Source organism: Nicoliella sp. ESL1120, assembly GCF_058508515.1.
Map to the genome: position 1 here is coordinate 767,840 of NZ_CP196383.1, position 20,277 is coordinate 788,116.

Below are 20,277 nucleotides of genomic sequence, written 5' to 3' on the forward strand. Positions count from 1 at the left end.
TGTTTGTGAGTACTAAAGGTTCTGAACAAGCTGCTGAGCAAAAGATAAATGAAATTAAGCCAAAACTAAAAAGATGGAGTCGTGAATACTACGTTCAAGATAAACCTAGTGTTGAAGATGCTGTCTATGATGCCACTTACCAGGAATTAGTTAACCTAGAAAAGAAGTATCCTAATTTAATTACCGCTGATTCACCAACTCAAAATGTGGGTGGACAAGTCCTACCACAATTTTCAAAAGTGAATCATAATATTCCCTTATTATCATTAGGGGATGTTTTTTCAAAAACTGAATTGGATGATTTTACCGTTAGAATTGAAAAAAATTACCCAGAAGTAGCGCAATTTAACTGTGAACTGAAAATTGATGGACTCTCGATATCATTACGTTATGAAAATGGATTACTTGTTGAGGGATCAACTCGTGGTAATGGTCAAATTGGTGAAGATATTACTAGGAATTTAAAAACGATTCCTTCGATCCCGCAAAAATTAACCCGTCCAATCACGATTGAAGTTCGGGGAGAATGTTATATGCCCAAGGATTCCTTTGCAAAATTAAATGAAGAACGGGAACGGAATGGAGAAAATGTTTTTGCTAACCCTAGAAATGCAGCTGCCGGTAGTTTAAGGCAGTTAAATCCACGCATTACTGCTAGTCGTCATTTAAGTACGTTTATGTACAATGTGGCTGATTATAATGATTTAAAAACGAATACCCAAAGTGGCTTGTTAGCTGAATTAAAGGATTTAGGATTTACAATTAACCCTAGCTACCATGTTGCTAATAACTTAGATCAAATTAATTCTTATATTGATGAATATCAAGCAAAACGTGATAGCTTAGAATATGGAATTGATGGAATCGTGGTTAAAGTGAACGAATTAAATTTACAAACCCAAATTGGGGCGACCGTTAAAGTTCCCAAGTGGGCGATTGCATATAAGTTCCCTCCCGAAGAAGAAGAGACCAAATTAATCGATATTGAATGGACGGTCGGTAGAACTGGGGTCGTAACTCCTACTGCTGTTATGGAACCAGTTAAGCTAGCTGGAACCATTGTTTCGAGAGCTTCTCTTCATAATCCTGACTATTTGAAAGAAAAGGGTGTTCGAATCGGTGATACCGTTAAGTTGCATAAAGCCGGGGATATTATTCCAGAAATATCCGAATATATTGCGACTAAGCGACCGAAAGATTCTAAACCATATTTAATTCCGACCGAATGTCCTTCTTGTAAGGCTAAATTGGTTCATTTAGATGACGAAGTCGCATTGAGATGTATTAATCCAGCTTGTCCTGCACAGCTTACTGAGCAAATGACTCATTTTGCTTCTCGAAATGCAATGGATATTACTGGGTTGGGCCCTAGAATCGTTCAACAACTTTTTGATCATAAGTTATTATCTGATGTTGCAGGACTTTATAGTTTGAAATTGGATGATCTATTAAATTTGGATAAGTTTGGTCCTAAATCTGCTGAAAACTTATTAAATTCTATTAATAATAGTCGAAATAATTCTATGGAACGCTTATTATTTGGGTTAGGAATTCGACATGTTGGTTCTAAAGCAGCTAGATTAATCTCTGAACACTTTAAAACGATCGACGCTTTAAAAGAAGCTGATGCAGATTCGATTGCTTCAATTAATTCAATGGGGACTGTGATTGCCGATAGTGTTACGACTTACTTTAGTAGTACTCCAGCACAAAGATTAATAAATCAACTAAAATCATTGGGGGTTAACATGCGTTATACCCGTTCAGATGAATCGAAGAATGATAATTCATTTTTTGATCAGAAAAAAGTTGTACTAACTGGTAAACTTGAGCAAATGACCAGGCCTGAAGCAACTGCCTGGCTGCAAGATCATGGTGCTAACGTTACCAGTAGTGTTTCTAAGAGTACTGATTTAGTGATTGCTGGCAAGGATGCCGGTAGTAAGCTGACTAAGGCGGAAAGCTTGGACATCACGGTTTGGGACGAACAACGTTTTATTTCAGAAATTAAAGGTTAGCGCATTTAGGAGGAATCATTTTGAAACGTTTAAGTGTTGTTATCGCTGCCTTGGCATCGATAGTTTTATTGGCTGCCTGTGGTAGTAGTAATAGTAGTAAAAATAGCAGTAAGACCAGTGATACTCAATTGACTGGCCAATCTGATACTAATTATTATCAAAGTGTAATTAAAAATGGACATTATTTGACTAGTAAGTCACGTGGAGTCAATGTTCAACAAAACGGAAATCAACTGAACTTAAAAAGTTTTGAAGCTGGTTTAATGAACATCTCAAAAAAGCAATTTTCAACTGGTAAATATGTATTCCAAGAGGGACAATACGTTTCCACTGATACGACTGAAAACTGGCTAGGGAGAAAGACTAAGAGTAATCCTGAGGGGTTGAACCCAGCTGGTAAGGATACCAAGGTACCACTATATTTGCAACAAATGGATGAGCAAGATTTCTTAACCCAAGATGGGAACTCACTTAAAATGAGTGGAATGACGATTGGATTAGGAATCAATTCCATTTACTATTACCAAAAGCAAGCTTATGGTGCGACTTATCAAATGAAGCTTAGTGATGCTGAAATCAAGTCACAAAGCAAGCGGATTGCGAATACAATTCTTGCTAGACTACGCAAAAATAAAGCGTTGAAAGATATCCCAATCGTAATTGCATTATATAAGCAAGCTCCAGATGACAGTTTAGTTGGTGGTAATTTCTTTGCTTATTCTGTTAATGATGGATCTTCAACCAGTGTTTCAAATTGGACTTCTATTAACCAACAAAACTATGTGTTCCCAGTTGCTTCTGGTCAAAAGGGGCCTTCTAATAACAGTGATGAAAATGATTTTTCTAACTTCAAGACCCAAATTCAAAACTTCTTCCCGAATTTAAGCGGAGTGACTGCACAAGCACAATATATGAATGGTTCATTAACTGGGATGAATATTAACATTACGACCCAATTTTATAGTCAAACTGAAATCATTAGTTTTACCCAATATCTTCAATCGACTGCTTCCAAGTACCTACCTACTGGGGTCCCGATTGATATTACCGTTGCTTCCACAACGGGAGTCCAAAGTTTCCTATCAAGAAGTACAAATTCAAAGAACTTTACATTCCATATATTTAACAGCTATTAATAATAAATAGTGTTAAAATATGAGATGAGATCAAAATTAAATTCAGAAAGAAGGACAATTGATGGCTGACAGAATTGACAAAGAAACGGTTAATCACGTTGCTGAATTAGCAAAGTTATCTTTAACCGAGGATCAATTACCTTACTTCACTGGTCAATTAGATAGTATTATGGATTTAGTTGATACATTAAGTGAGGTTGATACTGATGGAGTAGAACCTACTTACAGTGTTACCGACCAAATTAATGTAATGCGCGAAGACGTTGCTCAAAATTGGGGCGAACGTGATGCATTGCTAAACAATGCTCCCGAAGTAGCAGACGGCTTAATTCGGGTACCTACGATCATTGACGAAAGCGAGGATTAATGATGAATTATTTTGATAAAGATATTACCAGTATTCATCAAGCCTTAGTTAATGGTGACATTACCGCTGAAGAATTAACTAAGCAAACGCTTGATAATATCAAAGCTTCAGACTCAGACATCAATGCCTTCATTAATTTAGATGAAGATGGCGCAATTAAAGCGGCCCAAGCAATTGATAAAGCTGGAATTGACCCAGATAACGTCTTATCAGGGGTTCCAGTTGCCATTAAGGATAATATCCTAACCAATGGCTTCACCACCACTGCAGCATCTAAAATGCTTGAAAACTTCAAGCCTATTTTTGACGCAACGGTAATGAAAAAGTTAAATGCTAAGCAGACCATCACCGTTGGTAAAACGAATATGGATGAGTTTGCCATGGGTGGATCAACCGAAAACTCAGCGTTCAAAAAGACCCATAACCCTTGGAACTTAAGTAAGGTTCCTGGTGGTTCTTCTGGTGGTTCTGCTGCCTCAGTTGCCGCTGGTCAAATTATCTTTGCACTGGGTTCTGATACTGGTGGTTCAATTCGCCAACCAGCTGCTTATAATGGGATCGTTGGGTTAAAGCCCACTTACGGTCGGGTCTCTCGTTGGGGATTGATCGCTTTTGGTTCTAGTTTGGATCAAATCGGTCCATTGACCAGAAATGTGTTCGATAACGCAGTGGTATTGAACGCCATTGCAGGCCATGATGAACATGACTTGACCAGCTCAGACAAGGAAGTTCCTGACTATACCGCTACCATTAAGGACGGGGTCAAGGGCATGAAGATTGCATTGCCTAAGGAATACCTTGCTGAAGGAATTTCACAAGACGTTAAAGACGCTATCTTAAAGGCTGCCGAAACCTACAAGCAATTAGGCGCAACCGTTGAAGAAGTATCATTACCACACACTAAGTACGGGGTTGCTGCTTACTATATTTTGGCTTCCTCAGAAGCTTCTTCTAACTTACAAAGATTTGATGGGATTCGTTACGGATACCGTTCTCCTGAAGCTAAGAACCTTGAAGAAGTTTATGTCAAGAGTCGTTCTGAAGGATTTGGGGACGAAGTTAAACGTCGGATCATGCTTGGAACCTTCTCGCTTTCAGCTGGGGCATTTGATGCCTATTTCCAAAAAGCTGCAAAGGTTAGAACTTTGATGATCAATGATTTCAAGAAGGTCTTCAAAGATTACGACTTGATTTTAGGACCAACTGCACCGACGACTGCTTTTGGAATTGGCGAAGATATTTCTGACCCAGTTACCATGTACTTGAACGATGCAATGACGATTCCAGTTAACCTAGCTGGTCTCCCTGCAATGTCACTTCCAGCAGGGTTTAGTGATGGGATGCCAATTGGGATGCAATTAATCGGCCGCCCATTTGATGAAGCTACCATCTACAAGGCTGGTTACGCATTCGAACAAAATACTGATTTCCATAAGGAAACGCCAGAAGTGGGAGGGGACAAATAATGAATTTTGAAACGACTATTGGTTTGGAAGTTCATATTGAATTAAAGACCAATTCTAAAATTTTTAGTCCTTCACCAGTTGACTATGGTGATGAGCCTAATGCTAATACCAACGTGATTGATTGGGGATATCCTGGGGTATTACCTAGCACTAATAAGCAGGTAGTTGCCAATGGGATTACTGCTGCGTTGGCATTAAACGCTGAAATTGAAAGACACCCACACTTTGATCGGAAGAACTATTTCTATCCAGATAATCCAAAGGCTTACCAAATCACCCAAAATGATAAACCAGATGCCCATGATGGTTGGTTGGAAATTGAAGTTGATGGTAAGAAGAAGAAAATTGGAATTGCAGAAATGCATATTGAAGAAGATGCTGGGAAAAACAGTCACGGGCGGAATTACTCCTACGTTGATTTGAATCGGCAGGGAACTCCTTTGATCGAAATTGTTTCAAAACCTGAAATCTCCACCCCAGATGAAGCGTACGCATACCTTGAAACATTAAGACAACGAATCCAATTTACTGGGATTTCTGATGTTAAGATGGAAGAAGGTTCGATGCGGGCAGATGTTAATATTTCAATCCGTCCAATTGGCCAAAAGGAATTTGGTCAAAAGGTTGAAATTAAGAACATGAACTCATTTAACTATGTGCGCAAGGCCTTGGCATACGAACAACAACGGCAAAGACAGGTCCTTATGTCTGGTGGCAAGATTCAACAAGAAACCCGTCGGTTCGACGAAAAGAATAATACTACAATTCTAATGCGGGTCAAGGAAGGTGCGGATGATTACCGTTACTTCCCAGAACCAGACCTACCAGCATTGGATATTTCAGATGAATGGATCAACGAACTGCGTGAATCCCTTCCAGAAATGCCAAACGAAAGAAAACAACGTTATGTTAATGATTTAGGCTTAACAGATTATGATGCGATGGTTCTGACCCAAACCAAGGAAATGTCTGATTTCTTTGATCAATTAGTTGCATTAGGAGCTGATCCTAAAATTGCTTCTAACTACTTGCAAGTAAACGTGAACGGATACTTGAATGAAGAACAGGTCGACCTAGCTGATACCAAGATCACTCCTGAAAACCTAGCATCCATGATTAAGCTAATTAGTGATGGTACGATTTCCAGTAAGATGGCTAAGAAGGTCTTTAAGGCGGTAACCGAAGGGGAAGAACCTAAGGAATTCGTCGAAAAGAAGGGCTTAGTTCAATTATCAGATCCTGCTAAGTTACAACCAATTATTGATGAAATCCTAGCTGCCAACCCACAATCAATTGAAGATTTCAATAATGGGAAGGATCGCGCTAAGGGATTCTTAGTTGGTCAAATCATGAAACAAACTCGTGGAAAAGCCAACCCACAAGTGGTTAACGAGTTGTTAATGAAAGCTTTAAACAAATAGGAGAGTTGTGTAAGAATGCGAAAGCGGGCAAGAATTATTTATAACCCGACCGCCGGACGTGAAGCTCTGAAGCAAAAAATGATTGACATTTTAAGTGTTTATGAAAAAGCTGGTTATGAAACCAGCGTTTTTGCAACTACTCCCCAACCTAATTCTGCTAAGAATGAGGCGATTAGAGTGGCTAAAGATGGGTTTGAATTAGTAGTTGCTGCTGGTGGTGACGGAACCTTAAATGAAGTAATTAACGGTTTAGCACCACTGCCGCATCGGCCTAAATTAGCAATTATTCCGGCCGGAACTACTAATGACTACGCACGGGCGCTTCATATTCCGCGTGAAGATCCAGTTGCGGCTGCTAAAGTTGTCTTAAAGAAGCAGTCTTTAAAAATGGATGTTGGTCAAGCTGGCGATAATTATTTTATTAATATTGCTGGTGGTGGTTTATTAACTGAATTAACTTATGATGTTCCTTCAGATTTAAAAACCATTTTCGGTTACCTGGCGTACTTAGTTAAGGGTGCCGAGATGCTACCCAGAATTAGACCAATTCAAATGGATCTTAAGTATGACGGTGGTCACTTTAAGGGCAAAGCTTCAATGTTTTTATTAGCAATGACTAATTCGATCGGTGGGTTAGAAAGAATTGTTCCTGACGCATCATTAGACGACGGTCAGTTTACTTTAATTATTGTTAAAACCAGTAATCTGGTTCAAATTGCTAGATTGTTAGCAAAAGTGATTAACGGTGGTCGACATATTGATGATCCTAAAATCATTTATAAGAAGACGACTAGGTTAACCGCAAAACCAGTAAATAATAAAATGCAGATTAATTTGGATGGTGAATATGGTGGAGACGCCCCAATGGTATTTACGAACCTAAAGCAACATATCGATACCATTGTGGACGTTGATAAATTACCGGATACTGCGTTTAGTGATACTGGGACAATTGAAGCCGAACAAAAATTTGTTCAAAAAGTTGATAAATTAAGTTAAAACAAGTTTTAAAAAAGAAAAATTTTGCTGTATGATTGAGATATAGCAAAATTTTTTTATTTATAGAATAGGGGACTAAATTTGAAAACGCCAGTACAAGCAGGCAAGACCTATAACGTTAAAATCGTTGATTTAACATACCAAGGACTCGGGGTTGCTAAAATCGAAGACTTTCCAGTCTTTGTTAACAATACCCTGCCTGGTGAAACCGCAGTAATTAAAGTGAAGGATATTAAAAAGAACTTTGCATTTGGATCACTTGTTGAACTGACCAGCAAGAGCGCCGATCGGGTTGAAAATGTCAATTGGGACTATCTCCAAACTGGAATTGCACCATTGCAACACTTGAGCTACGAAGCTCAATTACGCTTTAAGCAACACCAAATTGAAGAGTTATTTGATAAGCAAAAGATTAAGGTCGATGTCTTACCAACGATGGGAATGGAGCATCCTGATCACTATCGTAATAAGGCATTGATTCCAGTTAAGATGATCAATGGCGAGTTGACAACTGGTTTTTATAAAAATCATTCCCATGACTTAGTTCCGATTGAAGATTTCTATATTCAACAACCAGAAATTGACCATGCGATTCTAGTGGTTCGGGATGTTTTACGCAAGTACCATGTTCGTCCGTATGATGAAAAGAATCACAACGGAGTGATTAGAAACATTATGGTTCGCCGCGGTTACTACAGTCATGAAATGATGATTGGTTTGATCACGCGGACTAAAAAATTACAATTAGCTGATCAAATTGTAAATGAAATTGTGGATGCCCTGCCAGAAGTGAAGAGTATTGTGCAAAACGTTAATTTGAAGGACAACAACGTGTTGTTGGGCAAGAAGAATAATGTTTTATATGGGAAGCAATACATTACGGATGAATTGCTGGGCCTGAAGTTCGCAATTTCTTTGAATTCGTTCTACCAGGTCAATCCAGTGCAAACTGAAAAGCTGTATTCACTTGCGATTGACCATGCTGATTTAGGTCCTAATGATGTCGTGATCGATGCTTACTGTGGAATCGGAACGATTTCATTGGCTGTTGCGCAACACGTTAAGCAGGTCTACGGGGTGGAAATCATTCCCCAAGCAATCGAAGATGCCAAAATCAACGCCCAAAAGAACCACATTAACAACGTGAAGTTCGTGGCTGCTAAGGCTGAAGATCAAATGGCCAAGTGGCAAGCACAGGGCTTGAAACCTGACGCCATCATCGTTGATCCACCACGCAAGGGATTAGCATCATCATTCATCGACAGTGCGGTTGAAATGCAACCTAAGAAGCTAATCTACGTCTCATGTGGACCATCAACGTTGGTTCGTGATACAAAGCGCTTAATGGAAAAAGGCTACCATATTTCACGGCCCATCCAGCCAGTTGATCAATTCCCACAAACGGTGCATGTGGAAAGTGTAACCATTTTTGAAAGAGATTAGATAAATTAAGAGAGCTATTCCGTTAGGGATAGTTTTTTTATTTGGTTATTCTTGACTGTTTAGTCAAAAAACATATAATGTAATTATGGGAAGAAGAAAAAGTTTTAATCAATCAGAAGTATTAAATAAAATTAGTATGGTGTTTATCCAATACGGTTTTGAAGGAACTTCACTAGATTTACTAGTTAATGCCACTGGACTGCTCAGAGGTAGTCTTTATGCTACATTCGGTAGCAAGTTAGGGATGTTCATTGCAGCTTTGAAAGAAAATATTAATCATGGGAAGGATTCGTTTGTAACAACTTATTTAATAATTATTGCAATGATGGAATTAATTGGTATCAATGTGGAGGTAAAGCAAATTGTTTTAAATTGGTATCATACTCAATCCCAAGGTGATATTGAATTAACCCTGGGAAGAGCGTTGTTACATAAAAGTGGACTTTTAGGAGGAATTGATGATGGAAAACAAAGTTGAAATTAATTCAAGAAACTTAGTTGTGATCCCACAAGGAATTGACAAGGTATTAAGTTTGAAAAAATCATTAACTTTTCAATTAAATCATATATTAGGGGCAACAATTGATAACGAAATTCTAAACGAATCAAAGGGAATTAAAGATGGCGGAACTAATATTCCAGGGTATTATGCCGGAACTTTTATTAAAAATAATCGTAAATCGTTTTTTAATATTAAGAGATCTAGCACTGCAGTTGTAATCGAATTAACTAATGAAGACTATAATCAGCTGGTAATTGGAGTTGATAATCCGAGAGAGTTGGTTGATCAAATTAACAATTTGGTTGCAATTAATAATAAATAGCTAGCTATTTACTATTAAAATTAAAATCAATTACCCATTGACGTTGGCTGAGATTCGAAACGCTTAATGGAAGGGGATTATAACATTACTCGGCCGATTAAATCGGTTAATCAATTCCCACAAAAGGTGCATGTAGAAATGGTAACCATTTTTGATGAAAATTAGGTAAAAAGTATAACTACTTAAAAAAGAACGTTATTATTATATTAATAACGTTCTTTTTGTATGGTAAGATAGTACTAAATCTTTAATTTATGTGAGGAATTAAATGAAAGCAGACAGTACTACCTTAGTGGATTTTTTATCCCAAAATAAGACCCTTTTTAAAATTCCTGTATACCAGAGAAACTATGAATGGGGAGAAAACCAGTGTAAGCAACTTTTTAATGATTTGATCAAATCAATTGAAATAAATAGTGGACATTTTATTGGAACGGTAGTATATGTTCCTGAATCTGGTGAAAAGATGAGCCACATTGATATTATTATTGATGGTCAGCAGCGTTTAACAAGTTGTATGTTGTTATTATGTGCACTTGCTAAAAGTGATTCAAACATTAGCAATGAGATTACTGAGAATTTAATAATGAATAAGTTCGTTTCAATGAATGACCATATAAAATTGCAGTCCGTAGATAGTGATAAGTTGGCATTCAGGGCTGTTGTAAATGACTTAGAATATAGTCATCCTTCAAAAATAGTTCAAAACTACCAATTTTTCAAAAAGTTAATTTCAGAATCTAAATATACTCCACAACAATTGTTTGAAGGCTTGAATTTTTTAAATATGGTTTATATAGATTTAGATGGAAAGGGTGAAGCCGAAAACCCACAAATTATTTTTGAAAGCCTAAACTCAACCGGCTTATCATTATCATATTCTGATTTAATTCGAAACTTTTTATTAATGAGTTTAGATTCAAATGATCAAGAAAAATTATATAAGGATTACTGGCTAAGAATAGAAAGTTTAATTACAAATAAGGATTTTGATGGCTTTGTTCGAAATTATTTAATTATGAAAACTAATAGAATAGTTGCTATTAAGAATGTTTATTCCACTTATAAGCATTTTTATTCTGATAATGATTTTAATTCAGAGACGGCTTTAATTGATTTATATGAAAATGCTAAAAATTACGATAAAATTTTGAATGCTAATAGTGAGTCGAATGATTTTAATCGAATTATGAGACATATTAATATCTTAGACAAAAAAGTTGTTTATCCTTACTTCATGAAGTTATTAGATATGCAGTCTTCATCTAAAATCACTTGGAGTGAGATTAACGAGATTGCTCACGTAATTGAAAGCTTTTTATACAGAAGAATGGTGTGCAGTGTTCCTAGCAATGGACTAAATACAATCTTTATTGGTTTAACTGGGACTAGTAAGAATGATAGTGAATTGAGCATTCTACAAAAAAGATTTATAAATGTTAATTTTCCCGATGATAAGATGTTTAGGGATAACTTAATTGACTATCCCATTTATGATAGAAAGCCCAATTGGGCCAAGTTAAGCTTGGTGGTAATTGAAGAGCATAAGACAAAAGAGACAATTGACTTTGAAGATGCACAGGTAGAACATATAATGCCGCAAAAATTGTCTGATGATTGGAAAATAGACGTTCCCAATGCTGATTCGATTAATCGTGATTACGGTAATACAATTGGGAATTTAACGTTGACCAAGTATAATCAGGAATTAAGTAATAAAACTTTTGATGAAAAAAGGGCGTATTACTCACAATCTAACGTTCTTTTGACTAGGGAATTATCCAATAATTATGACGATTGGAATAAAAACAGCATTATTAGTAGAACTAATGAGTTAGCTCGTGAATTGATTCAAATTTTTCCTAAGTTAGGGATATTTAGTAAATTTACAATTGCAGATCTTAGCGGAGAACATTTAATTGATGAAAATATAGATGTTACTGGGACTAAACCAATTAGATTAACAATTCAGGGACACTCTATTAAGGTGAGTTCATGGAAATATTGTCTAGTTGAATTTTTAAATTATGTTTGGCAAAATGATACTTCCACTTATTATAATGTTAAAAATGATTATTCCGTGTCTAAGGCCTTATTAGGTAGCGCAAGGTCACCTAAGGTATTAAGTAATGGCGAAACGATAGATACTAATCATTCTGCAAAAACAATTGTGGCTTTGATATCTAAAATGTCTGAAATTTGTGGAATTAGTGATGAAGTTAGCTATACGCTTAGATAAAAATGGATTTTGAACATAAAAAAGCTCGTGAATCGCACGAGCTTTTTTACGTATAAACATATTTTACTTATTAATTTGTTTTTGGTGGAAATAATAAACTGGCACTCCAATTGCGGTTAAAATCACACCAGCAATTACCAATCCAGTTTGCGTGAAGATCGTAATGATCAACACGAAGAGCGCACCGACCAACGCAATGACAGGGACGATTGGATAACCAGGCACTTTATATGGCCGATTCAAATCAGGGCGCTTTCTTCTCAGCATAATCACTTCGACGAATAATAGACAGAAGAATGACCACACGATGAACATCGACATATCAGTTAAAATATCAAAACTTCCTGAACACATCATCAATACGGCAACGATGAATTGGAAAATTGCTGCAACGTAAGGGGCCCCATTCTTGCTGACCTTAGCAAAGTGTTGACTGAATGGAATCATATTTTCGCTTCCTAGCACCCGTGGAATTTGAATTCCAGTAAAGAGGTAACCATTAATGGCTCCGTAAACTGACACTAAGATTCCAATCGTTACTAATTTACCACCGTATGCGCCAAAAATTTGGCTAGCAACTTGGGATGCCGTATTTTGATTCCCTGCAATTTCATTAATTGGCATGTTCTTTAAGAACACGAAGTTGATTAACGTGTAGATGATGGTAATTAAACTCAACCCAATGATAATCGCCTTTGGTAGGTCTGATTTAGGGTTTTTAAGTTCACCAGCAATGTTACTAATCCCAATCCATCCATCGTATGCGAACATCGTTGCAAGCAATCCTTGACCGAATGCCGACCATACGTTAGTGTGATTGATTGGCGTAAAAGGCCATAGTTGAACGTGAACTTGTCCGGGGATGAATAATCCAACTAAAGCAATGATTAAGATCGGAATCAACTTGATGATCAAAGCAATTGATTGGACCTGACCAGCTAATTGACTTCCCAGTAAGTTGATGATCAAAATCGTTAATCCACAAGCAATTGCCACCATTAGGCTCATGCTAGTCGAAAGGTGAAATAGGTTAACGAACTGGGTCCCAAATACTAAACATAATCCAGCTACGTTTCCAGGCGTGTAGACTAGTGATTGTGCCCAACCAAACAAGAATCCAGTTAACTTACCGTAACCTAATTCCAAAAACTTAACTGGACCACCAGTTTCGGGAAGGGCCGCTGCTAATTCTGAAACCGTTAGCCCTGCACAAATGGTCAAAATTCCAGAAACGATCCATACTAGAATCGTTAATCCAAACGAGTAGGTATTGGCTACGACGCTAGCGGTCTTGAAGAAGACTCCACCACCGATAACGGTTCCCATTACTGTCGCAAACGCGGCGAATGGACCAATCCCACTTTTTTTAATATCATTTTTCACTTTCAATTCCTCCATAAAAGTAATGAAACTATTTTAACACTTTTTTAAGAACTCGTCATTTTTACCCAAAAAAATAACCATCAATCTAAATTGATGGTTATTTAAAGGTTTATTTTAGTTACTTAGATCAACATCGTGGCGTCTTTGGAAATCAGCAATGTTTTTATATTCTGATTCAAATTCACGGGTTAATCGAATGAAAATTGGTAGTAATTCACGATAAATTTCGTAGTTTTCTTGGTTCGGTTCGAGGGCAAAACTCTTCCCAACAAAGTGCTTAACTTCTGCCAAGTCATCGATCATTCCTAAACTATACATTCCAAGGGTGGCAGCCCCTAATGCAGTTCCTTCGACGCTTTCTGGAATGTGAACCTCTTGTTCAAAAATATCAGAAATAATTTGTCGACAAATGGCAGATTGTGCAAATCCACCTGTTACTTGGATCGACTTAGGTTCACCGACGACTTCCTTTAATGCAAGTGAGACGGTATAGAGGTTATAAACAATTCCTTCCAATGCGGCTCTGATCATGTGTGCTCTGGTATGGATTCTAGTCAAACCAAAGAATGATCCCCGCGCGTTGGCGTTCCAGATTGGAGCTCTTTCCCCACCAAGGTAGGGGTGGAAGATCAAGCCATCTGAACCAGCATTAATCTTTGAAGCAATCTTAGTTAGGATTTCATATGCACTCACACCCATTTGTTCAGCAGTTACTTTTTCAGGGGCACAGAGTTGATCACGGACCCACTTGAAGACGCTTCCACCATTGTTAACGGGACCACCAATAACCCACATTCCCTTAGTGAGGTAGTAACAAAAGACTCGTCCCTTTTTATCCGTCTTAGGCTTGTCAGACATGATTCGAACAGCACCTGAGGTTCCAATCGTAACGGCTTCGACACCGGGTTGAATGGCGTTGACCCCGAGGTTTGCCAATGGACCATCAGATGATCCAATGACAAACGGCGTACTTGGATCTAGGTTAAGTAGTTTGGCAGTGGTTGGGTGTAAGCCCGTTAGTTGGTAAGTGGTATCAACTAGTTCTGGTAATTGGTCACGACTAACCCCAGTTAATTTAAGTGCATCTTCATCCCAATCGAGGGTGTAGATGTTAAACATCCCAGTAGCATTGGCGATTGAGTAGTCTTCCTTTAAAACGCCAAAGAAACGATGCAAGATGTATTCCTTGATACCGATGTACCAGCGAGCTTGATTATAAATATCCTGATGGTCATGTTTGAGCCAAAGAATTTTAGATAGTGGGGTCATTGGATGGATTGGCGTCCCGGTGGCTTCATATAGCTTTTGGCCCATATCGCTTTGCTTAAGTTCTTGGGCGTATTTATAAGCACGGTTATCGCCCCAAGTGATGGCACGCGTCAATGGCTTGTATTCATCATCTAAGACGATCAAACTATGCATGGCACATGAGAACGAAACGCCCTTGATAGTATCTTTTTCTTGATCGACCATTGCGGTTAACTTTCGAATCCCCCTGACGGTGGCACCTAGGATTTCATCTGGATCTTCTTCCGACATATCGGGCGTATCTTGGTACATTGGATAGCCGTTATTTTGGAGACCAGCAATTTGACCGTTTTCATCATATAAAATGACCTTTGCACTTGTGGTTCCAATATCTACACCAATAATATAGTTCATTTTGTTACCTCATCTCTTTATTTTTGTTTTATAAAAATAATGGTTAATGTCGTTTATATTATATGAAATCAATTATACACCTTCAAGCAATAGCCGTATTAAATTCGATTATCAGATATTTGTAATGTATAATTGATATATTAATGAAATTGGAATGATTATTTTGAATAATAATAGTAATTCTAGGGTGGCCCGATTTACTAAGTTACGGCGGATTAGCCGAATCCGCAGTTTTTTTAAATTGATAATTTTGATGGGGCTTATTTTTTTATCGTTGATGGGAATGAATTGGTATCAACATTATCAAAATCGCAAATTAAATAGCTACCCAATTCGTGGGGTGACCATTAGCCAACAGAATAGTCATGTTGATTTTATTTCACTGGCTAACATTGGTGAAAAATTTGTGTATATTCGTGCTAGTCAAGGTTCGATCTATACTGATGACGACTTTGCTGATAATTATCAACGTTCCCAAGGATCCGATTTAAAAGTGGGCGTTTATCATTCGTTTAGTTTTAGCAGTAGCGCTAAGAATCAGTTTGCTAATTTTAGTTCTGAAGTAGGAAATAATGTTGGAATCCTGCCAATTGCAATTCAAATCAACACGAATGAAGCGGAATTGAATCACCAGCAAATAACATCAGTGCGTAAATTTATTGGTTTAGTGCAAAAGCTTTATGATCGGCGCGTCGTAATTTGGACGACCAATAAGATCTATCAGCAAGTTAAGTTTGGTAAACAGCTATGCTTATTCTGGTCGCTCAATAATAGCTTAGAACATAATCAGATCGCATTGAAAACATACAATGCGAATCAAACGTTAAAAAATGATGGGCAAAATCAACAATTCATTCAATCGGTATTTAGCGGGAATAAGCGACAATGGTTGAATTACATTCGGCCGCATTTATTAAAAAATGGGGGAATCACAATTGAAAACTAACTTTGCACAACATTTTAAACAACTCGGTTTTGATCATTTAACACCGATTCAAGATCAGGTATATCAACCAATCATAGATGGAAAATCAGTATTAGGACTATCCCCAACTGGATCGGGGAAAACAGTTGCCTTTACCATTCCGATCGTTGAAAAATTGACCCCAGGTGCTGGTACTCAAGTGTTGGTATTAGAACCATCACAAGAATTAGCAATGCAAATCACTTCTGTAATAAGGGATTGGGCAAAATTGAACGATGCGAAGGTATTAGCGCTAACTGGTGGCGCAAACGTAAAGCGACAAATTGAAAAATTAAAGAAGCGTCCTGAAATAGTAGTTGGCACGCCAGGAAGGGTCTTAAACTTACTGGATGAACATAAGCTAAAGCTACACCATTTACAAACGGTGGTAATAGACGAAGCTGATGATTTATTGCAAGACACGACTTTATCCTCTGTGAGGTCAATTATTAATCAGGGGCCATCCGACGTTCAATTAACGTTCTTTTCGGCAACTGATACCGAAATTCTGCATTCCCTAAAACAATGGTTCAACGTTGAACCAGAATTGATTGACGTTCGTTCGATTGACCATAGCTCAGGTGAAGTCAAACATCGGCTATTGAACGTTTCGCGTGGTAATCGTAACCAAATGTTGAATCGCTTACTTCATATTAATGGCTTCAAAGCACTGGTATTCTTCGATCAACTATTGGATTTAAACAGAGCTTACAGTTTTTTTAGACATAATCACATAACTAATGTTGCTTCTTTAACTAGTAATATGAATCAAATGCAACGACAAAAAGCGATTTCAGGTTTTCGAAAGGGACACTATAAATTATTGCTTACTACTGATGTTGCGGCGCGGGGGTTGGATATTGTTAAATTACCAGCCGTGGTGAATTTTGATCTGCCTAAGGAAGCTAATCAATACGTCCATCGGGTCGGCAGAACCGGGCGTATGGGTGAACCCGGTCTAGTGGTTAATTTTGGGAATGATCATGATTTTAGAGATTTAAAAAGGTTGATCGTGGACAACGGCTATGATTTACGGCCAACGTTTTTCTATCAAAATAATCTAGTTGATAAAGTCAGCACTAAAAAGCCGCACTCTTCTGCACCAAAGATTGAACCGACAGCTGCAAAAACAGCTTCTAATGCTGAGCAATCCGCAGCAAGCATTCAAACTAATGAAGAAAAGCCACAAAGAAAGCCACGTAAAAAGTCAGCCCCTAAGTCGGACAAACCATTAAAAGCAACTAAAAAGCAGCTCAAACATCGTAATAAAAAACATTTAAAGAATAAGGGCATGCGAAAAAAATGGCGTGATGCTGACAAATAACCCCCTTTACTTTACATTGTAAAGATGAGAGAATTAAGAGTGTTGTGGCCCCATAGCACAACAGGATAGGGCACCCGCCTCCTAAGCGGATGATCCCGGTTCGAGTCCGGGTGGGGTCATTTGTAACAAATCGACTAAAAAATTTACACAAAATTTACAAAAATCAGATATTATATTTACATTGCCTTGTTAGAATGAACTTGTTAAATAAATAAAGGACTTTCAGGGAGGCTCTTTTAATGCTTAGTATGAAAAAAGCGTTATCATTTGTAACAATTTTAGGTGTATCTGGTGTATTACTTGCAGGATGTGGAAGCAAGTCATCAAACAGTGGTTCTAGTTCATCAAGTTCAAGTACCAAAATTACTGCTGTTGGTTCAACTGCTTTACAACCACTTGTAGAACAAGCAGCTACTGATTTCCAAAGTGCTAATTCAGGTGCAAGTATCACCGTTCAAGGTGGTGGTTCAGGTACTGGTTTAAGCCAAGTACAACAAAAGGCTGTTCAAATTGGTAATTCTGATATTTTTGCTGAAAAGCAATCAGGTATTAAGGCTAGCGAATTAAAGGATCACCAAGTTGCAGTTGTTGGTATGGCTCCAGTTGTTAACAAGGATGCCGGCGTTAAGAACGTTACTATGGATCAATTAAAGCAAATCTTTACTGGTAAGATCACTAACTGGAAACAAGTTGGTGGTAAGGACGAAAAGATTAGCGTTGTTAACCGTGCTAAGGGTAGTGGTACTCGTGCTACATTCGAACAAGCTGTTCTAGGTGGCGCAACTGCTGTTAAGGCTCAAGAACAAGACTCAAATGGTACTGTTCAAAAGATCGTTTCAACAACTCCTGGTGCTGTTAGTTACCTTGCATTCTCATTCTTAAATGACAAGTTACAAGCACTTTCAATTGACAATGTTAAGCCAACTGATGAAAACGTTGAAACTAACAAGTGGAAGATCTGGTCATACGAACACATGTACACTCCAGCTACTCCAAACAAGGAAGCTGAAAAGTTCATCAAGTACATCCAATCTGACAAGGTTCAAAACGGATTAGTTAAGAAACTTGGTTACATCAGTATCTCAAACATGAAGGTTACTAAGGATGCTGACAACAAAGTTACTAACAAGTAATTAAAAACAATTTATTAATAGAGGGACTGGAGGAGTACGTTTAGTACCGCTATCCAGTTCTTTCTATTTTACGGGGGATTAGATTAAATGGATCAAATCAAAGCAAAGTTGATGAAGCCTTCTAAGGAAACGAAACAAGAAACGGTTGGTAAGGTCATCAGTTATACTTGTATTGTTGCAATTATGCTTTTAGTTTTATTGGTTTTGTATTTTATTATTTCATTCGGGATGTCTACTTTTACTAAAAACAATGTAAATTTATGGTCGTTTCTTTCAGGAACTAACTGGAGTCCAGGCCAAGTAGATGCCCATGGTAATCCTGAAGTAGGGGCTCTCCCAATGATTGTTACATCTTTTGCAGTTACAGTTTTATCAGCATTAGTTGCGACTCCATTTGCGATTGCGGTTTCGTTATTTATGACGATCATTGCTCCTAAACATGGAAAAGGGTTCCTACAAGCAATCATTGAATTATTGGTCGGAATTCCATCAGTTGTTTATGGTTACATTGGTTTAACCTTAGTCGTTCCTTTCATTCGTGGAATCTATGGCGGAACTGGTTTTGGGATTCTATCAGGAACCATCGTGTTATTTGTAATGGTATTACCAACCATTACTTCTTTGACTGTTGATAGCTTAAAGGCTGTGCCACGTTACTACCTTGAAGCATCACTTGCCTTAGGAGCAACTCGTTGGCAAACAATTTACAAAGTGATTTTAAGAGCTGCAACACCAGGAATCTTAACTGCGATTATTTTTGGGATGGCACGGGCGTTTGGTGAAGCCTTAGCCGTTCAAATGGTTATTGGTAATGCTACCTTAATGCCAAAGAGTTTGTTAACTCCAGCCGCAACTTTGACTAGTCAATTAACTACTGGAATTGGTAATACTGTTATGGGATCATTACCAAATAATGCCCTTTGGTCATTAGCATTAATCCTATTACTAATGTCACTTGTATTTAACATCGCCGTTAAATTCGTTGGTTCGAAGGGAGACTTGAATAAATAATGAATCCGAAAATTGCCAATAAAATTGCAGACGCTGTTATTTACTTATTAGTAGCAGTCGTTGTTGTCATCTTAGCTTTACTGATCGGTTTTATCTTGATTACTGGAGTGCCTCATATTTCATGGCATTTCTTAACCTCTGTTTCACAATCATTTTCTGCTGGTGGGGGAATTAGAGACCAATTATTTAATTCCATTTACCTATTGATCTTAACCTTGATTATTTCATTTCCAATTGCGTTAGGTTCAGGGATTTACTTAGCTGAATACGCACCTAAGAATTGGTTTACAAACTTGATTCAAACATCAATTGAAGTATTAAGTTCGCTACCTTCAATCATTGTTGGTTTATTCTGTTACTTGCTTTTTGTTATTGAATTCCAATTAGGTTTCTCAATTCTATCTGGTGCAATTGCATTAACGTTCTTCAATTTACCTTTATTAACTAGAAGTATCCAAGAATCATTAGAATCCGTTCCTGACTTACAAAGACAAGCTGGTGCATCACTAGGCCTTTCAAGATGGAAAACCATCACTGGAATTATTTTCCCAATTGCCATCCCTGGAATTATTACTGGGATCATTCTTAGTGCTGGACGGGTGTTTGGTGAAGCTGCTGCTTTAATTTATACCGCTGGTGAAAGTGCTCCAGTAATTAGCTATACAGATTTTAATCCATTTGATACTGCTAGTTTCTTAAATCCAATGCGGCCAGCTGAAACATTAGCTGTTCACATTTGGAAAGTTAATACAGAAGGGGTTACTCCTGATGCTGCTCAAATTTCAAGTGGCTCTTCTGCGGTCTTGATTATTGTTATCTTGATTTTTAACTTAGGTGCTCACTACATTGGTAAGCGACTCTATGATAAAATGACTGCTAGTAAGTAA

17 protein-coding genes and 1 tRNA gene are annotated in these 20,277 nt (G+C 37.7%); 16 read left to right on the top strand and 2 right to left on the bottom strand.

Going from position 1 to position 20,277, the window contains the following annotated elements:
• Nucleotides 1-5 precede the first annotated feature (5 nt).
• The 10 genes from ligA to ACSYTE_RS03235 all read left to right on the top strand — a co-directional run bounded on the left by ligA (nucleotide 6) and on the right by ACSYTE_RS03235 (nucleotide 11,913).
• Complete coding sequence (ligA, locus tag ACSYTE_RS03190; RefSeq protein ID WP_491717253.1) at nucleotides 6-2,018, top strand: NAD-dependent DNA ligase LigA; 2,013 nt, start codon at nucleotides 6-8, stop codon at nucleotides 2,016-2,018.
• Between the two features lie 20 nt (nucleotides 2,019-2,038).
• Nucleotides 2,039-3,154: a CamS family sex pheromone protein gene (locus tag ACSYTE_RS03195; RefSeq protein ID WP_491717254.1), complete on the top strand. Its 1,116-nt coding sequence runs from the start codon at nucleotides 2,039-2,041 to the stop codon at nucleotides 3,152-3,154.
• Between the two features lie 61 nt (nucleotides 3,155-3,215).
• Nucleotides 3,216-3,521, top strand: coding sequence for an Asp-tRNA(Asn)/Glu-tRNA(Gln) amidotransferase subunit GatC (gene gatC / locus ACSYTE_RS03200; protein ID WP_219054236.1), 306 nt, complete (start codon nucleotides 3,216-3,218; stop codon nucleotides 3,519-3,521).
• A gap of 2 nt (nucleotides 3,522-3,523) precedes the next feature.
• On the top strand, nucleotides 3,524-4,987 hold the full coding sequence (gatA, locus tag ACSYTE_RS03205; protein WP_491717255.1) for an Asp-tRNA(Asn)/Glu-tRNA(Gln) amidotransferase subunit GatA: 1,464 nt from the start codon (nucleotides 3,524-3,526) through the stop codon (nucleotides 4,985-4,987).
• Nucleotides 4,987-6,408, top strand: a complete 1,422-nt coding sequence (gene gatB, locus ACSYTE_RS03210) for an Asp-tRNA(Asn)/Glu-tRNA(Gln) amidotransferase subunit GatB (protein WP_491717256.1) — start codon at nucleotides 4,987-4,989, stop codon at nucleotides 6,406-6,408. Before gatA ends, gatB begins: the two co-directional genes overlap by 1 nt.
• Before the next feature lie 15 nt (nucleotides 6,409-6,423).
• Nucleotides 6,424-7,407 (top strand): diacylglycerol kinase, encoded by a 984-nt coding sequence (locus ACSYTE_RS03215; protein WP_491717257.1) that lies wholly within the window; start codon nucleotides 6,424-6,426, stop codon nucleotides 7,405-7,407.
• An 81-nt stretch (nucleotides 7,408-7,488) separates the two neighbouring features.
• A complete protein-coding gene (gene rlmD / locus ACSYTE_RS03220; protein ID WP_491717258.1) occupies nucleotides 7,489-8,850 on the top strand; it encodes a 23S rRNA (uracil(1939)-C(5))-methyltransferase RlmD in 1,362 nt (453 codons plus the stop codon).
• Between the two features lie 85 nt (nucleotides 8,851-8,935).
• Nucleotides 8,936-9,328 (top strand): TetR/AcrR family transcriptional regulator, encoded by a 393-nt coding sequence (locus ACSYTE_RS03225; protein ID WP_491717259.1) that lies wholly within the window; start codon nucleotides 8,936-8,938, stop codon nucleotides 9,326-9,328.
• The gene (locus tag ACSYTE_RS03230; protein WP_491717260.1) at nucleotides 9,312-9,674 is read left to right on the top strand and encodes a hypothetical protein; all 363 of its coding nucleotides are present in this window, start codon (nucleotides 9,312-9,314) and stop codon (nucleotides 9,672-9,674) included. The genes ACSYTE_RS03225 and ACSYTE_RS03230 overlap by 17 nt, the downstream gene beginning before the upstream one ends.
• Before the next feature lie 268 nt (nucleotides 9,675-9,942).
• Nucleotides 9,943-11,913: a DUF262 domain-containing protein gene (locus ACSYTE_RS03235; RefSeq protein WP_491717261.1), complete on the top strand. Its 1,971-nt coding sequence runs from the start codon at nucleotides 9,943-9,945 to the stop codon at nucleotides 11,911-11,913.
• 63 nt (nucleotides 11,914-11,976) lie between these two features.
• Here ACSYTE_RS03235 and ACSYTE_RS03240 read toward each other — a convergent pair whose 3' ends face one another.
• Both ACSYTE_RS03240 and gntK read right to left on the bottom strand, forming a co-directional pair.
• Nucleotides 11,977-13,311 (bottom strand): APC family permease, encoded by a 1,335-nt coding sequence (locus tag ACSYTE_RS03240; protein ID WP_491716058.1) that lies wholly within the window; start codon nucleotides 13,309-13,311, stop codon nucleotides 11,977-11,979.
• A 99-nt stretch (nucleotides 13,312-13,410) separates the two neighbouring features.
• Nucleotides 13,411-14,958, bottom strand: a complete 1,548-nt coding sequence (gene gntK / locus ACSYTE_RS03245; RefSeq protein WP_491716059.1) for a gluconokinase — start codon at nucleotides 14,956-14,958, stop codon at nucleotides 13,411-13,413.
• A gap of 277 nt (nucleotides 14,959-15,235) precedes the next feature.
• Here gntK and ACSYTE_RS03250 point away from each other — a divergent pair, with 277 nt between their 5' ends.
• The 6 genes from ACSYTE_RS03250 to pstA all read left to right on the top strand — a co-directional run bounded on the left by ACSYTE_RS03250 (nucleotide 15,236) and on the right by pstA (nucleotide 20,277).
• Entirely contained in the window at nucleotides 15,236-15,904 is a 669-nt protein-coding gene (locus ACSYTE_RS03250; RefSeq protein WP_491716060.1) for a GH25 family lysozyme, read from the top strand.
• Nucleotides 15,894-17,246 carry a DEAD/DEAH box helicase gene (locus ACSYTE_RS03255; protein ID WP_491716061.1) on the top strand — a complete coding sequence of 451 codons (1,353 nt, stop codon included), beginning with the start codon at nucleotides 15,894-15,896 and terminating at the stop codon, nucleotides 17,244-17,246. Before ACSYTE_RS03250 ends, ACSYTE_RS03255 begins: the two co-directional genes overlap by 11 nt.
• A 46-nt stretch (nucleotides 17,247-17,292) precedes the next feature.
• A tRNA-Arg gene (locus tag ACSYTE_RS03260) sits at nucleotides 17,293-17,365 on the top strand.
• 129 nt (nucleotides 17,366-17,494) lie between these two features.
• The gene (locus ACSYTE_RS03265) at nucleotides 17,495-18,379 is read left to right on the top strand and encodes a phosphate ABC transporter substrate-binding protein PstS family protein (RefSeq protein ID WP_491717287.1); all 885 of its coding nucleotides are present in this window, start codon (nucleotides 17,495-17,497) and stop codon (nucleotides 18,377-18,379) included.
• An 87-nt stretch (nucleotides 18,380-18,466) separates the two neighbouring features.
• Entirely contained in the window at nucleotides 18,467-19,390 is a 924-nt protein-coding gene (pstC, locus tag ACSYTE_RS03270; protein WP_491716062.1) for a phosphate ABC transporter permease subunit PstC, read from the top strand.
• The gene (pstA, locus tag ACSYTE_RS03275; protein ID WP_491716063.1) at nucleotides 19,390-20,277 is read left to right on the top strand and encodes a phosphate ABC transporter permease PstA; all 888 of its coding nucleotides are present in this window, start codon (nucleotides 19,390-19,392) and stop codon (nucleotides 20,275-20,277) included. The genes pstC and pstA overlap by 1 nt, the downstream gene beginning before the upstream one ends.